Below are 15,174 nucleotides of genomic sequence, written 5' to 3'. Positions count from 1 at the left end.
AGGGTTCGAGTCCCTGGAGGTGCACCAGATATTGAACGTCAAATCGTAAGATTTGACGTTCTTTTTTGTTATGTAACCCCGAAAAATCGGGGTCTGCACGGTCAATGCACGGTTTTTGCACGGTCGGCTTTTTCGTGGGAATCCTCTGCATAAGCTGGAATTGCTTTGAAATGCGTGGTAAATTTTGCATCAGGTCAGCAGTGCCAGACGGGGCTGTGCCTTTACTTCAGGGTCGGCGTTCTTCAGAAGTTCCAGCAGAGCAGTTATAGAGATGGTCGGTTCGCCTTCGGCGGGTACAGCCTGCGGGCTAGGGCTTTCATGTTTGGCGTAGAAACCTTCCTCAAACTTCTTGCCCAGTTCTACACGAGAGGACTGCTGGATATGAGCGTAGGTGTTCACCAGCATATCCGCCGTGGCGTGTCCTGTGGTGCCCTGAACGGCCTTCACATCGCCGCCGGAGATCATCAGCTGATAGGTGGCACTGGAATGCCGCAGACCATGAAAGACGATGCGCGGGAACTCCGGGTGTGCATCCTGCCATTTGAGGAACTTCTTGCGGATCAGCACAGGCTCTACTGCCAGACCGTTGGGCAAACGGAACAGCATTCCTCTATCATGGTAGCGTGCCGGGTCTTTCCTCTCGTCTGCCGCCAGCTGATTCAGCCACTTCTTCAATTCCTCTTTCAGTGCGGAGGTCATGAAGATGGTGCGGCAGGAGGATGCGGTTTTTGTGCTCTTCAAAATGAGGGAAGTGGTGCTGCGTTCCAACTTATCCGGGAATACCTTGATGATGCAGCCATCGTCTACCTGATTCAGGGCTTCTTTTCGCACCCGCTGCATGGACTTGTTGATACGGAATGTTCCGATGCCATCTGCTGCGTCAAAATTGAGATCTTCCGGGGTCAGACCTACGATCTCGCCCTCTCGCAGTGCGCCCACCAGTGTGAGGTGGACTGCCAGATGCAGGATGGAGTCCTCCATGCTGTCCAGAGCCGCCCGCATCTCCTCTACCGTCCAGATGGTACGTTCCTGCGTGGACTTCTTGGGGCTGTCCACGGGAACAGGGCTTTTGACAAGGATGCCCCACTCTACGGCATACTGGAAGGCTGTACCCAGCAGCCGATGAACCTCGTGGATCGTCGTGCCGGAAAGGAACCGCTGCTTCTGCTTTTCGGTCAGTTCCTGCTTCTTTCCCTCAATATACGAACCGCAGGGCGTTTTGCTCAGGGTCGTGTAGAGGTTCTCCATGTGGTAGGGTTTGAGCTTCTGCATCTCCATGCTGCCGATATAGGGGATAATGAGGTTCTGGATGGTGGAAAGGTTAGATTCGTAGGTTTTGGGTGCCCACTTGTGCTTGCTGCACTGCTTGGGCAGCCAATCCATGAGGAACTCTGCCACCGTCACCGAGGACGGAATCAGGAAGGTTCCAGCCGCCAGCTCATGCTCGATCTGTTTCTTACGGTTTGTTGCCTCCTCTTTGGTGGGAAAGCTTTCCCATTTGTCGCAGCTCTTGCCGTGCTCGTCCTGATAGGTGTAGCGGACGCTGTAAGAGTTGCCACGCTTCGTAATATATGCCATACTGTTTGCCTCCTTATCAAGTTGCCCGGTTGAGCCACGCATCGAAACCGTCCTTCGGTACACGGATGCTTCCGCCTACCCGCAGGACACGGAATTCGGTGGTGCTGTTGCACAGGTTGTAAGCAGAGCGCAGGCTGATGGCCAGCATTCGTGCGATCTCTTCCACCGTGTACACCAGCTTCGTGGTTGCTGGGCTGTCAGTCGGAGACTTGACGGCATTGGTTTGAGTGACCACCTCCATTGTAGTGGGGTTCGAGTCCTTTTGCAAGGGATTATTCGTATAATTTTCGAATTTCACGGTTTCGGTCATGTCAGGCCGATTCAAATTCATAGGCAGACCTCCAATTCCTTGTAGTCGGGTGACTATTACACCCGGCAATTTTTGCTTTCCGATGTTTTCGGTTTATCCAATCAAAAGTTTCATGCGTTTCAGCTTCTCCTGCGCGTTCTCTTTGCTGAAACTCACACCGATGCAGGAAACAGGAATGCACATTTCCAACAGGCGGTCATAGATGCGGGCATGGGCGGTATCCTGTGGGTGCCGTATCTCATCCAGCGTCAGGTTGGTAGTGACGATTAGCGGTTTTTGGCTGCGGTATCTGCTGTCCGCGATGTTGTAGACCTGTTCCAGCGCATACTCTGTACCACGCTCCATGCCGAAATCGTCAATGACGAGCAGGGGATAGCAGCAGAGCTTGTCTACAACTTCATTCCGCCCGGAAAAGCTGCTGTTCAGCTCGTTCAGGATTCGGGCGAAGTTTGTCATGTGCACAGGCACCTCCTGCTCTATCAGAGCGTTTGCAATGCACCCGGCAAGGAAACTCTTGCCGGTGCCCACACCGCCCCAGAGGAACAGTCCTAGGTTCTCTGCACGCATGGTCTGCCACTGCTCCACATAGCGATGTGCATGGTGCATTCTCCCAACGATAGACGAGCATTGTTTGATCTTATCAGGTGGTTATCATTCAGGTTGCTCTTATTACGTTGGTTAGGTGTGCATTTTTGCGCAATCACACTGCTCGTTTCTGCACAGTCATGCTCGGCGTTTTTGCATACTGTGACAGCGCAATTTTGCGTAGTGTACGGAACCTTGAGCAGAATGCGGCTGGGCTTGGAAAAGCCGTTGCGGACGCGTTCCACGAGCTGTGCGTTTTCCAATTCGGCAAATGCGCGTGTTATGCTGGAAAGGCTGTATCTCAAATCTTTTGACAGCTTGGAAAGCGGATAGATCACATAAATGTGCCCCTGTGTATCGATCCAGTTATTCTTTTGAGAAAGCGGGCATAGGGCAGATATTGCGGCAGTGGCATATTGGGTTTCAAGTAATCCGAAATGGAATTCACCTCCATTTTTACATCCGAATTAGTGCTAAACCGTTTGAGAGTTTTGGTTTCCATCATTGTTCAGACGATCTTTTACCGTCTGAAGATACCGACTGGCACGGTCGATAAAAATCAGCAGCTTCTCATTGTTCTTCGGTTCAGTAAGAATATCCGGGTATTCACGAAAGCACATTTCCCACCGCCGGACAAAATCCTCCTGCGCTCCCTGAATCTCGCACATCATGGCTTCGCCATCTGCCAAGCGGCGAGGTGAATAGATGCTCTTGACGGCATCCTTGAGATTCTGCTTTTCTTCCTTGTTGAGTCCTTTCTTATGCCCCTGAATGTCTTGCTTGAAGGTCGTTATAAACTCATTGTCCTTTGAAGGCGAAGAATACGAATCCGTGATACTGGAATCCCGTTCGCCTTTAGGCTTACGAAGCTCTGCCACAACTTCGGGACGCTTTTCCTTTGGAACCTTTGCAATCGAGGAAATTTCACGGTCGCTTGCCCGGATCTTTCCACTCAGGATTTCTTTCTGCGCTCCGGGTACTGCCTCCTCCGCAGCTTCCACACCTTTTGCAAATTGCTCTGCACGGTAAACATAACTTTCGGATGTTCCATGTTCCGCAGCGACCTTCGACCGTGAACCGTGCTTTGTGCGGTCTGGTTCATTTTGAACCAGACCACTTTCAGATGCCAAAGTATACTGATTGCCGTGAAACGATTTGATTTGCTTTTCCGCTTCTGCCTGCTTTCCGATCAGGAACTTTTTCTGTTCTGGGGTCAGGTTTCGCCGCCCAAGCTGATTTTTACAGATCCATACGAGTGCTTCATAACGGCTGGAAAATTCTTTTTCGATGACTTCAAATGGAATAAATGGATATTTCCGAAGAATTTGATAGCGTGTATGTCCATCCACAATATAGCCGTTCCACGTGATGATCGGATTCAGTACACGTTCTTCTTTTAGGATGTTCATTTCCAGTTGGTGGGTTTCCTCAAACGACGGAGGGTTGATTTGATTCTGGAACTCCGGATCGATTTTAAGCTGGCTCAGTTTTGTCATAGGCAAACCATCCTTTCTGAAATGAAATAGAATATCATTGTTCTTATGCCGTTCTCTCTGCATGGATTTCCTGCCCCCTTCCAACGGCGTTTTCCGGCTCGTCCTCATAGGGTCTCTTCGCCGGGTATTCCATGCAGACGGTCATGTGATTTTCAAGGTTCGATGAAGGCTTGTAGAAAGCATATCACAATGAAGCAGAAATTTTTAGGAAGCATTCCTTCCGGTTTTCAGTGGATTTTAGGAGAATCTCAAGGAAAAACCGGAAGGGATGCTTCCGCTTCTTAGAAAATGTTCTGGATAGAGCATACCATAAAGTCACTCGATTTTTTAGGAACTGGTAGTTCCGGTTTTTAAAAAATACGAAGTGAATTTCAAGGCAAAATCGGAACTACTGGTTCTGGTTTTTCGTATCAACGTGATTTCGGATTTTGGGTGCCGTTCTCTCTGCATGGACTTCCTGCCCCCTCTCGGCGGCGTTTTCCGGCTCTCCTTCTGGTCATCGCCGGGTATCCCATGCAGACGGTCATGCGGTTTTCAAGGTTCGATGAGGAGTTGTAGAAAGCATATCACAATCATACAAGCGTTTTTAGGACGTATCAGGTCCGGTTTTGAGGGAGAAAACCGGACTTGGGAGGTCCGGTTCTTGTGAACAGCTCTGGATAGAGCATATCATAATAACACTCAAATTTTTAGGAGGTGATACTTCCGCTTTTTGCCTTCAAAACCGGAAGTAATAGTTCCGGTTTTGTGCGATATTAAATGTATCAACGACGATTTTAATAAAACAAATTTTTCTCCAAGAAATTTGCTTATTCAGCGGTCGTTAAGGGGCGAAACTAGCGCATTCTTGTGCTAAACATCGGGTTTGGGCGAAGCCCAACAAGTGTTTTGAAGCTGGATTTGTAAAAAATCAGGTTCAAAACTTGCGAGGTGGTACCGGCTCGCCCTGCTTGCTGCGATTGCAAACTCGAAAACTTCCTGAGCAAAAAAATAGTCGCCCGCATCAAGTGAAACTTGAAAATGGACGGTCTTGATCGCAAAATGATTTTCGAATTTTGGAAAGTATGTTGAGAGGTTTCATAGCGCCCGCAAGCAGGGCAGACGTATATACAACGTCTGCATCTGCAAGCAATGTTTTCGTCTATACAAAAACACTTTTTGCGTTGCAAAATGCTTGTTGGGCTGTGCCCAAACCCCTTGTGTTCTGCATCCGTTGGATGCAGGCTGCGCGATTGCATCGCTTAAGGTAGATAGAAAGGTTCATCATGATCTGGCGCAAGGGGAGAGAGGTTCTCTTGTAAAAAATACGGATTTATGATACTATTATTTTGAAAAGGTAGTTTGAAAGCTGGTGAGCCGATGTCAGAGAGAAAATCAGAACAGGAATTGGGCTTTGCACAAAAGCACGAGGAAGATTTACAGCGGATTCGTGAGTTTCGTTTGATCGACGACGACTTCATGGCGGCTGTGTTTGAAGATCACGCTTGCGCAGAGTTCTTGCTGCAAATCATCCTGAAACGCAATGATTTGGTTGTGCGTGAAGTTCACGGACAGTACAATATTAAAAACTTGCAGGGTCGGTCTGTTCGATTGGATATTCTGGCAGTAGATCAGGACAACCGTGCATATAATATTGAAGTGCAGCGCAGCGACCGAGGCGCAAGCGAAAAACGTGCTCGCTATAACAGCAGTCTGCTGGATGCGAACCTTACAGAATCCGGCAGCAGTTACGATGCACTGAATGAGACATACGTCATATTCATTACAGAAAATGATGTACTGAGGGCAGGCCTTCCAATTTATCACATTGAACGCACCGTTCAGGAAACGGGAATGGTTTTCAATGATCGGGCACATATTATCTATGTGAACTCACAAATCAAGGACGAAACAGCGTTGGGAAAACTGATGCACGACTTTTTCTGTACAGATTCCAGCAAAATGTATTATCCCATTCTGGCAAATCGGGTGCAGTATTTCAAACAGGATGCGAAGGGAGTGGCAACTATGTGCAGAGCAATGGAAAAAATGAGAGATGAAACCGCACATGAAACTTCGATCAAGAATGCTATGACGATGTTGGAAGACGGGTTGCCCTATGAGAAAGTGGCAAAGTATGCAGGGCTTTCAATTGAGGAAGTGAAAGAACTGGATGCAAAGAAACCTGCCTAAAAAAGAAAAAAGTCGATCGGAAACATAGTTGCTTCCAATCGGCTTTTTGTGTCGGATTTTATTGTGAAAGTTGGTATTAAGGGCCTTAGGCAAGACGGTTCTCTTTTTTCACTGCCAGTTGTAAAAGTTGGAAAGCAGTACTCCATCATGCGCAAATCCGACCTTGACGAATGGCTCTATAAGATGTACGATAAACTTGATAACATGGAAAAGGAGTGAGACTTTTGGTTACAATCATTACCGGCACAACCCAAAAGCCGACATCCAGTGACCTTCTGAAAAGTTTTTTTCAACGTCACAACGAACTGGACGGCTATCTGTATATCGGATACCCGATCATCGGAACCGTAGATGGTGCTTATCCGATCGACAGTCTTTGGGTCTCTCCTGACAAAGGTTTGGTCATCTTCAATCTTATCGAAGGGAAAAACATCGATGGATATGAAGAAGCACAGGATGATTGCGCCAATAAAATAGAAGCAAAGCTTAGGGGATACCGGCAGCTTGTCAACAAAAGAAAACTATGCGTTGAAATCAATGTCATTACGTATGCCCCCGCTCTCATGCGCAAGGTTGACTGCGATGAAGATTATCCGTTGTGTGCTAACGACAATAATCTTCTGGCACAGATTGAAAAGTTGAACTGGAACAATAGCGGGTATTATGAAGCACTGGTGTCTGTGCTTCAGGCAATTTCTACAATCCGCAAAGGAAAAAAACGTAGGGAAACCACAAAGCCCGAATCCAGAGGAGCGAAGCTAAAAGCATTAGAGGATTCCATCGCCAATCTAGACAACCAGCAAAGTCGAGCAGTAATCGAGACCGTAGAGGGCGTACAGCGAATCCGCGGTCTTGCCGGATCCGGTAAAACTGTGGTGCTGGCACTGAAAGCAGCATACCTGCACGCACAGCATCCCGAATGGAAAATTGCTGTCACCTTTAACACTCGCTCTCTGAAAGGGCAATTGCGGCAGCTAATCAACACATTTTATATTGAACAAACCAGCGAGGAACCGGACTGGGACAACTTGCACATCCTTCATGCATGGGGTGCACCTGGCGGCGGAGAACGCACCGGTATGTATTATATCTTTTGTGGAACGAACAATCTTGAATACTTGGATTTTTTGTCTGCCAAAAATCGTTTTGGTTCTACAGATCCATTTGGTGTGGCTTGCAGAAAAGCACTTGAAGAAGCAACCGATCCGAGGCCGATGTACGACGCTGTTCTGGTAGACGAAGCTCAAGATTTTTCTCCGGCATTTTTAAAGCTATGTTATGAAATGCTGCGGGAACCTAAACGGTTGGTTTACGCATACGATGAACTGCAAAATTTGCGGTTACAGTCTCTCCCTTCACCGGAAGAGATCTTTGGTGTCGATGAGCACGGCGTACCAAACGTAACGTTCCGGTCATCGGAAGATGGCCAGCCGGAGCAGGATATTATTCTGGAAAAATGCTACAGAAATTCCAGACCTGCTCTAGTCACAGCCCATGCATTGGGGTTTGGAATTTACCGAAAGCCTGTTGGCGAGGATGGCCCCGGTCTTGTTCAGATGTTTGACCAGAGTGCGTTGTGGGAAGAGATTGGCTATCATGTGAAAGCCGGTTCCCTTGAGGACGGAAAACACGTTGTTTTGGAGCGCACAAGCAAAAGCAGCCCGGAGTTTCTCGAGAGCCACTCTGGCATCGATGATTTGATAATGTTCAAGCAGTTCGATTCTAAAGAAGAGCAGGATCAATGGGTTGCAAATGAGATTCAAACGAACCTTACGGAGGACGAACTGCGTCCGGACGATATCATTGTGATCAACCCGAACCCTGTCACGACTAAATCAAACGTTGCGCCTATTCGGGCACTTTTATATGAAAAGGGCATCCAGTCTCACACAGCCGGCGTAGATACTGCACCCGATGTCTTCTTTGATGAGGATAATGCTTCTGTGGCCTTTACGGGAATTTACCGGGCAAAGGAAAACGAAGCGGCCATGGTCTATATCGTCAATGCCGAAGCGTGCTTTGACTCATTTTTTGATTTGGCAAAACTTCGAAATCAGCTGTTTACCGCGATTACTCGAAGCAAGGCATGGGTGAGAGTGTTGGGGGTCGGTTCCGGAATGGACGGGCTAATCGCCGAGTATAAAAAGGTGAAAGATCATAACTTCACGTTGGATTTTATTTATCCGACAAAGGCTCAGCGGGATCATATGAATATCGTGAATCGCGATATGAGCGAAGCTGAAAAACGAAAGATTCAAAAGAGCAAAGGAAATGCTGAAAACCTGATTCAGGAACTTGAAAGTGGTAACATCTATCTTGAAGATTTGGGAAAAGATACCGTGGATCGTCTCATATCCCTTCTTAAAAGTAAGGAGGGATAACGATTGAATCCTGTAGATGTCTTGAATCAGATTAAGCGTCTGACCACTGATGTGATTGCGGTCGGTATCTGCGATGAGCAGAATTTTCCTTCGATAAAATCGTACACCGGGAATATCAGCGAGATTGGAGTCAGTTCTTCGGACAATTCTATTTTTCTGAAGGATGTTCCCTATCGTGAAATGTATTCTGAGCTAGTGAAAAAAAGGAATTACAACATCAAAATGATCGATGGTGCTCTAATTAGTCTCTTGTATCGCTTTCAAGGCAATGAGTTGGTGTCGCATCGACTGTCTTTTTTCCCTGCTCCGGATTTAGAGGTTTTTCAGAATGAGCCGGAGCTGTATTCGATGGACGAAATGTATCTTGACATCTTAGATCAGAGAGTTGTTACCGTTCCGCTAAGGTTCGATTTTGATTCAGGCGATGCATTCATTCCCGTGGAACATCCAAAGTCGCATTTGACATTGGGGCAATATGAGAATTGCCGCATTCCCGTTTCCTCTGCCGTTTCTCCTTTTCAATTCATGGACTTTATTCTCAGAAATTTTTATCACACGGCACACACTAAATTTTGCGAACGGCTTACACGCTATTCAGATCGATTTGAAAAAAGCATTCTTCCGGAGGAAGAAGCTCTGATTCATGTCTGTACATCCCCATGATCTCATTCCGAATCCGCTCTCAGAACCCCGTCACTCTTTGGCAGACGATGGGACTCTTTTGTAACCGCCTAGAGAGAAAACGCATTGTCACAAAGACAAGAGGCACCCGACGCTTAAATCGGATGCCTCATTTTGTTTGCGTTGGTCGTTGCCACAATGCTGTGAATCGCTGTAATGGCTTTCGTATAGGAACAGAAACGCGACTATGCCATTTTGGAGAATGGAAATTATTGGAGCTTTTCTTGCGGATGTTTCTCAGATACACGGGGACGTTGCGGTTGGTACAACCATCCTGTACAAGCTGGTGGCCACTCTTGTATATCCCTCTTTACCAGAACTTCAATTTTCTTTTTGACGAATTCCTTGACTTGAATTTTCATTTGTGCGCCCTCCTTTCAATTTTTGACAGCTTGATATGAATAGTGTTATGGCATCAGCAGCTAATGCTGCGGACAAACCTTGCAGTATTGAAGGCGCTATTTGTAACTTTATCAATAAAATTGCCAAAGCATTTAGAATAAATAGCAACCAACGTACAGCTGTTTTTACAATTTTGAGTTCACATTCAGACCAATGAATACTGGCGGTGTTTACTGGTGCGATGCACCAGATTAAAATACTAGAAACTGTGAGTATGAGAGGAAGTGCCCATTTGAAATAGAAAATACTGGAAACAAAAGTAAAAATAATGATTTCCATTAAAATAGAAAGAAACAAGCAGTGGCTATAGGTGGCAGCATGATAACCATTTGTGTATTTCCGAATTAAGAGAAAAAATATCGAAAAGGATAGGGTTAGCTTCCAACCGAAGCCGAAAAAGCCAACCAAACATAGCACGAACCAAGTTAATAAAGTCGTCGCACGTTTTTCGATACTATATGATAGCCATTCAGAATAAGATTTGTCAATCAACCCCATCGACAGACATTTTTGCGTTAACAGCATTGAAAAATTGTGCATTACTGTAATCCTCATCCGGAAGATTTTCTTGAATAAAAGAATACACGTTTTGGCTTGAAATTTCTACAATAATATAACGAAATGGACTTTTTTGTCACGAAATCGGAGTGAAAGGTATGTCAGCAGTGAATTGAAACCATCCATTCTCATAGAACATGGTATGTTCTCCATGATATTTTTCAAGGATTAGATGTATATTGACAAGCCCAAAACCATGCAATTGCGGTTCTGGCTTTGTTGTTGGAATAGAATCGTTCAGAATCACTACGGGCTTTGATGTGTTTCGGATGGAAATGAAAAAGGCTTGCTGTGCAATTGCCGTAACATGAATCGTCTTGTCTTCTTTTTCATACTGTTGACACGCTTCTATGGCATTGTCTAAGAGATTCGACAGGAGTACTACCATATCAGAAGCATCAAATTGCACTAGAGCTACTGTCTCTTTCAGGATTGACGGAAGAACAAAAGAAAACATTGGTAAGGCTGCGGGATGAACTCTTGGCACCAAGCCAACAAGGAAATGATCTTTCTCCACAACAAATGGAGATTCTTCATGATATCATAAAAGCTTTCGGATAAATTTTACTTTAGTATGTCCCCTGATGTTGTGGGTCTAGCATCAGGGGACTATTATTTTATACAAATCCTGTTTTGTTACAAGTTTTTTCCATCTTGTTACAAAATTGTGGACGACGTCTATTTTTTGTGATTTGATGCTATCAAAAGAGCGGAGGCAATTCCAATGCAGATATTTCCGAGGCAACAAGTTGAGCGTTAGTTGAGGTGTATTTATGAAATTTAGCGTACCGGAAATCTTGACGATTGTGTTGATAGTAGCAATCGTGGCGATAGCTTTTTTTGCACTTGCAAAATACCTTATCCGATATGCTGTCGAATTCTATATTAAAATAAAAGGAGATGACTCGAAATGACGTTGAAGAAAAGATTGATTTCGCTTTGCATGGCAGTTGTTTTGATCTTTTCACTTTCGGCCGTTTGTGCTTCGGCTGCACAAGAGGTGGCAACAAAACAACCGACTGTTTCGATGTCCTTTGATCTTAACGATCGTGTCAAGCATGAAGAATCAGTGAAGTTGCCAGATGGTTCGATTGCAAAGATTACTGCTGAACCTATCAATACTGGCCGAGCACTATCTGGAGTATGGAAGATTACCGGGACAAATGGACTGGCAACAATGGAATATTGGATTGAATTGGAAAAAGCTGGTCTTTACACAAAAATTAAACGGACATGGGGGCTTGCGATAACGGGAATTATGACATCGTATGAAGATGCCAAAATTAATGTTGTCAGACAGATGGAGTCGCCTGTTCTTCCTGCAATTGTTGAGGGATATGCGAAATTCACATATTTTGACAATCCGGTTGTTACACTTTGGACGAAAAGTGGTGGCGTGAGAGCTTCAATTTCTGGCAATCAAATTACTACAGAGCTGTACTAATTAACTTAAGAATATGTTCTAAGTTAAATCAGAAAAGCAAGTCGGATGCTTCAAAATGATGAAACTAACCTAAATAAAAATCGCAGTAGCAACAAAGTCTTTGTGTGAAAGGAGGTGAATAGTATGGAGGTTATTTCTGAAAAGAGAGAGCTGGAAACCGTGTTGGAAAATGCACATCCGAGTGCATACAATACTAACGGCGGTGCTGGCTGTGGTTGCTAATCAGTAATCATGAGATATAGGAGACTTTGGAACAATCTAAAGTCTCCTATATTTTATAATCGAAAAGGAAGATAATATGAAATATATAATTCCTGGATATGTTGAAATTGAAAGAAATGGCGAAAGGACATTGGTAACATCAAATCTGTTGAAAAATAAGATTAAATTGACTGATTTTTCGATTCGACAGGAATTTGATGATATTGTAAAAGCAGGAGGACGCGATGAAATTTCGACGGATCTCACAAGGTTACTATATGAACAAGAGATGTTGCAGACAAGACAAGAAATAGATAAAATCGTGTGTAGTCTTAAAGAAAGAATGAATAAGAGCCTCCTTCTAACGATTATGCCAACAGAAGCTTGCAACTTTAGATGTCCATATTGCTATGAACCACACGAGAATATAACTATGACATCAGATATTGTGGAACAAATCAAAAAATATATTCAAAATATGATTGATAAATTTGATAATCTTCAAATAAGTTGGTTTGGAGGAGAACCCACTCTATGTGAAAACATTATACTGGATATTTCATCATGCGTAAAAGAATTGCAGACTGTTCGAAAATTTAATTATGCAGCGACAATGACAACTAATGGATATTTGCTAAACATAGAAATGTTTATTAAATTTTATGAAGTGGGGATACGATCTTTTCAAATAACATTAGATGGATGGAATCATAACGAGACTCGACCGCATATTTCTGGAATACGAACACTTGAGAGAATAATTGATAATCTTAGAAAAATATCGACTCTTTCTTCTGAGTACGAGTATAATATTATTATACGACATAATATTTTAGATGGGGACCAAGATTTTTCATGGTATGATTATCTTTCATCGCTGTTTGCGAAAGACAAAAGATTTTCAATTCTCGTTGCACTTGTATCTGACTGGGGTGGAACACTAGTGGGCTCAATGCCAATATCAGAAGGCAAAAATAGAAAGCAATTGAAGTATGCACATCAAGCGTATATTAAGAAAATTGGGCTAACATTATATGAGCAGCCGAATGACTTGTTTTCGGATATTTGCTATGCATCTTTCCCGTACGGATTCGTTTTTCGCGCAAATGGTATGATTGATAAATGTACAATTTCGTTGAATGCGCCAGAAAATCATATTGGAAGGATTGATGCTATGGAGGGTATTATAATTGACCCTAAAAAATCAAAAGCATGGACAGAGGGACAGATTCATCAAAAATGTTATGGTTGCAATAGAGTGCTTAACTGTTTGAATATTAGTTGTAAAAAAGGTGCTGTGGTTGACAATATGTGTGAGAAGTATGTGTGTAAAACATTTTATCCGAACAAGTCTTAACGAAAATTAGGTATAAGTGAATCATTGTTGAAAGATGAAATAATGGATTGAATGTATGGATTACTATTTGAAAAAACAAAAATTTCTTTGCATAATAGTCTGTGTGTTTCAAGCCCTATCATTTACGATGAATGCGTGTATTCAATTCCTGTTGATGAAGATATTCGACTCTGCAGCGCAAATGAATTTTAATTTGGTTTTATTTTGGTGCTGCATTGATATTTTTGGATGGGGATTATATCTTTTGTTTTCTGTTTTAGCGGATCGTATACAGGCAAAAGCAATTTTGGCTTTGAACAACGATGTGCGCAAGAATATTTATGATTCTATTTTGCGACAAAATTATAAGCAATATCATAAGAATGATATCGGAGAATATCTATCATGGGTGACGAATGATATTAAACAAATAGAACAACTGGCATGGATCCCATTTTTTTCTGGTGTTGGCCGTGTAACGCAGGTGATTGTAAGTATTATAAGCTTGGCTTTTCTACATTGGTCACTTGTACTTTTTGCATTGCTATCAGCTTTTTTAATGTGGAGTATTCCAAATCTGTTCCATAAAAAAATAGAAAAACTTGGGAAAAACTGCTCTCAAGAACAGTCTGTTGCCATTAGCCAATTAAAAGATCTTTTTCTCGGAATGGATACCCTGAAGACTTTTGGAAGAGGTGAGAAATTTTTAGGAAAGAGCGAAAGCATAAGTGATAATATTGAACGACCGAACTATATCCTAAATGCTACTAAAGCAAATACGGAGGGAATTGTTGGATTTGTTAATGTTACACTGCAAGTTGTATCAATGCTTTTGATTGTGCTTCTTGTTATGCAAGGAAAAGTAATGCTAGGTGTTTTAGCAAGTGGAACAAATTTGATAGGGGGCGTTTCAAATGGACTGTCTGGAATTTCAAATACTCGTCTTTCTTTGATTGCGGCAAGACCGTATTTTGAAAAACTTTCAAATTTGAACACGGATGGAGAACATAAATCCAATAAAATACTCTCTACTTTCAAAAAGAAAATCAGTGTAACAAATGTTTCTTTTAATTATAGAGAAAAGACGGTTCTCAAAAATATTTCATTTGTATTTGAAAAAGGGAAAAAATATGCACTTATAGGTCCTTCAGGTTGTGGAAAGTCTACCTTTCTAAAGATTCTTCTAGGATGGCTTCCCGATTATACAGGAAATATTTACTTTGATGATACGGACATTCGTATAGTTGCACCGGAACAGATTCAACAACAGATAGGCTATGTTGACCAAAATGTATTTTTATTTAACACAACAATTAGAGAAAATATTACGCTGGGAGGAAGATTTACAGAAGAACAAATCAAAAAAGCGGTTAAAGATAGTGCACTTGAGTACGATATATCTTCTATGCCAAATGGGATGGACACGATTGTTGGAGAAAACGGGAATAAGATATCTGGAGGCCAAAAGCAAAGAATTGCGATTGCTCGTGCATTGATTTATAATCGTTCTATTCTTTTGATAGATGAAGGAACAAGTGCGTTGGATGAAAAAAATGCGGAGCGTATAGAGAAATGCTTATTGGAAAACCCAAGACTGACGCTTATTCTTGTGAGCCATCATCTAACAGAAGCACGAAAGCGGCAATTTGATGAGGTATATAAATTGGACACACCGTAATGGTTCTGACTATACTCTTTGAATTTTGATGTTCGGTCACTCAAACCAATGCCGTCAAGTCGGTAGGGGATAGGTCGAAATTTGTTTGTTTTGGAGTAAGTGCACGGTTTTTGCACGGTTTCAAACCGTGCAGAGGGTACTTTTCGGTGCAAAATACGACAAAGAGTGCAGAAATTACTACGCAAAAAATCACGTTGTTTTGCGTAAAAATGGCGATGACTCGAAACTTCCATCTTTTGAGACGAACCCGCGACTTTCTCTCTTAATCAGTGGGCCCAGGGTTCGAGTCCCTTCCATCGCACCAAACCATGAAAATCCGAACCTTTTCTCGATAGGAGAAGGGTTCGGATTT

General features: G+C 43.2%; 12 protein-coding genes and 1 pseudogene. 6 read left to right on the top strand and 7 right to left on the bottom strand.

The features are described from left to right. Positions 1 to 189: 189 nt before the first annotated feature. From xerC to J3352_RS13820, 5 genes and pseudogenes are all read right to left on the bottom strand, one after another. Complete coding sequence (gene xerC / locus J3352_RS13840) at positions 190 to 1,578, bottom strand: tyrosine recombinase XerC (protein ID WP_156067535.1); 1,389 nt, start codon at positions 1,576 to 1,578, stop codon at positions 190 to 192. A 16-nt stretch (positions 1,579 to 1,594) separates the two neighbouring features. Beyond that, a complete protein-coding gene (locus J3352_RS13835) occupies positions 1,595 to 1,909 on the bottom strand; it encodes a helix-turn-helix domain-containing protein (RefSeq protein WP_156067537.1) in 315 nt (104 codons plus the stop codon). A gap of 72 nt (positions 1,910 to 1,981) precedes the next feature. Beyond that, positions 1,982 to 2,485, bottom strand: a pseudogene (locus tag J3352_RS13830) (ATP-binding protein); the annotation flags it as partial. Further along, positions 2,437 to 2,874: a replication initiator protein A gene (locus tag J3352_RS14550; protein ID WP_082210806.1), complete on the bottom strand. Its 438-nt coding sequence runs from the start codon at positions 2,872 to 2,874 to the stop codon at positions 2,437 to 2,439. The gene J3352_RS14550 and the pseudogene J3352_RS13830, both read right to left, overlap by 49 nt. A 72-nt stretch (positions 2,875 to 2,946) precedes the next feature. Then, complete coding sequence (locus tag J3352_RS13820) at positions 2,947 to 3,969, bottom strand: hypothetical protein (RefSeq protein ID WP_147585149.1); 1,023 nt, start codon at positions 3,967 to 3,969, stop codon at positions 2,947 to 2,949. 1,359 nt (positions 3,970 to 5,328) lie between these two features. Between J3352_RS13820 and J3352_RS13815 the strand changes: the two genes are divergently transcribed. The 3 genes from J3352_RS13815 to J3352_RS13805 all read left to right on the top strand — a co-directional run bounded on the left by J3352_RS13815 (position 5,329) and on the right by J3352_RS13805 (position 9,185). Further along, complete coding sequence (locus J3352_RS13815) at positions 5,329 to 6,141, top strand: PD-(D/E)XK nuclease family transposase (RefSeq protein WP_005935873.1); 813 nt, start codon at positions 5,329 to 5,331, stop codon at positions 6,139 to 6,141. Between the two features lie 215 nt (positions 6,142 to 6,356). Further along, complete coding sequence (locus J3352_RS13810; RefSeq protein WP_197036557.1) at positions 6,357 to 8,522, top strand: DEAD/DEAH box helicase; 2,166 nt, start codon at positions 6,357 to 6,359, stop codon at positions 8,520 to 8,522. 3 nt (positions 8,523 to 8,525) lie between these two features. Continuing rightward, positions 8,526 to 9,185 (top strand): DUF2290 domain-containing protein, encoded by a 660-nt coding sequence (locus J3352_RS13805; RefSeq protein ID WP_005935864.1) that lies wholly within the window; start codon positions 8,526 to 8,528, stop codon positions 9,183 to 9,185. A gap of 339 nt (positions 9,186 to 9,524) precedes the next feature. Here the strand turns inward: J3352_RS13805 and J3352_RS13800 are convergent, their stop codons facing one another. After that, positions 9,525 to 10,145 (bottom strand): accessory gene regulator B family protein, encoded by a 621-nt coding sequence (locus J3352_RS13800; protein ID WP_005935860.1) that lies wholly within the window; start codon positions 10,143 to 10,145, stop codon positions 9,525 to 9,527. Positions 10,146 to 10,239: 94 nt separating this feature from the next. Further along, complete coding sequence (locus tag J3352_RS13795) at positions 10,240 to 10,680, bottom strand: ATP-binding protein (RefSeq protein ID WP_242651699.1); 441 nt, start codon at positions 10,678 to 10,680, stop codon at positions 10,240 to 10,242. A gap of 393 nt (positions 10,681 to 11,073) precedes the next feature. Here J3352_RS13795 and J3352_RS13790 point away from each other — a divergent pair, with 393 nt between their 5' ends. From J3352_RS13790 to J3352_RS13780, 3 genes are all read left to right on the top strand, one after another. Then, complete coding sequence (locus J3352_RS13790; RefSeq protein WP_005935851.1) at positions 11,074 to 11,607, top strand: DUF5626 family protein; 534 nt, start codon at positions 11,074 to 11,076, stop codon at positions 11,605 to 11,607. A 298-nt stretch (positions 11,608 to 11,905) separates the two neighbouring features. After that, positions 11,906 to 13,165: a radical SAM protein gene (locus tag J3352_RS13785; RefSeq protein ID WP_005935848.1), complete on the top strand. Its 1,260-nt coding sequence runs from the start codon at positions 11,906 to 11,908 to the stop codon at positions 13,163 to 13,165. A 55-nt stretch (positions 13,166 to 13,220) separates the two neighbouring features. Beyond that, the gene (locus J3352_RS13780) at positions 13,221 to 14,822 is read left to right on the top strand and encodes an ABC transporter ATP-binding protein (protein ID WP_156067545.1); all 1,602 of its coding nucleotides are present in this window, start codon (positions 13,221 to 13,223) and stop codon (positions 14,820 to 14,822) included. Positions 14,823 to 15,174 lie beyond the last annotated feature (352 nt).

Origin of the sequence: Faecalibacterium sp. Marseille-Q4164 (assembly GCF_017377545.1) — a bacterium.
Classification (GTDB): Bacteria; Bacillota; Clostridia; order Oscillospirales; family Ruminococcaceae; genus Faecalibacterium; species Faecalibacterium duncaniae.
This window is presented reverse-complemented; position numbering and strand designations above follow the sequence as displayed.

Bases quoted from the DNA above. Each gene is read 5' to 3' on its own strand.
- xerC (WP_156067535.1), bottom strand. From the start codon at position 1,578: ATGGCATATATTACGAAGCGTGGCAACTCTTACAGCGTCCGCTACACC.
- J3352_RS13835 (WP_156067537.1), bottom strand. From the start codon at position 1,909: ATGAATTTGAATCGGCCTGACATGACCGAAACCGTGAAATTCGAAAAT.
- J3352_RS13820 (WP_147585149.1), bottom strand. From the start codon at position 3,969: ATGACAAAACTGAGCCAGCTTAAAATCGATCCGGAGTTCCAGAATCAA.
- J3352_RS13815 (WP_005935873.1), top strand. From the start codon at position 5,329: ATGTCAGAGAGAAAATCAGAACAGGAATTGGGCTTTGCACAAAAGCAC.
- J3352_RS13800 (WP_005935860.1), bottom strand. From the start codon at position 10,145: ATGCACAATTTTTCAATGCTGTTAACGCAAAAATGTCTGTCGATGGGG.
- J3352_RS13790 (WP_005935851.1), top strand. From the start codon at position 11,074: ATGACGTTGAAGAAAAGATTGATTTCGCTTTGCATGGCAGTTGTTTTG.
- J3352_RS13785 (WP_005935848.1), top strand. From the start codon at position 11,906: ATGAAATATATAATTCCTGGATATGTTGAAATTGAAAGAAATGGCGAA.
- J3352_RS13780 (WP_156067545.1), top strand. From the start codon at position 13,221: ATGGATTACTATTTGAAAAAACAAAAATTTCTTTGCATAATAGTCTGT.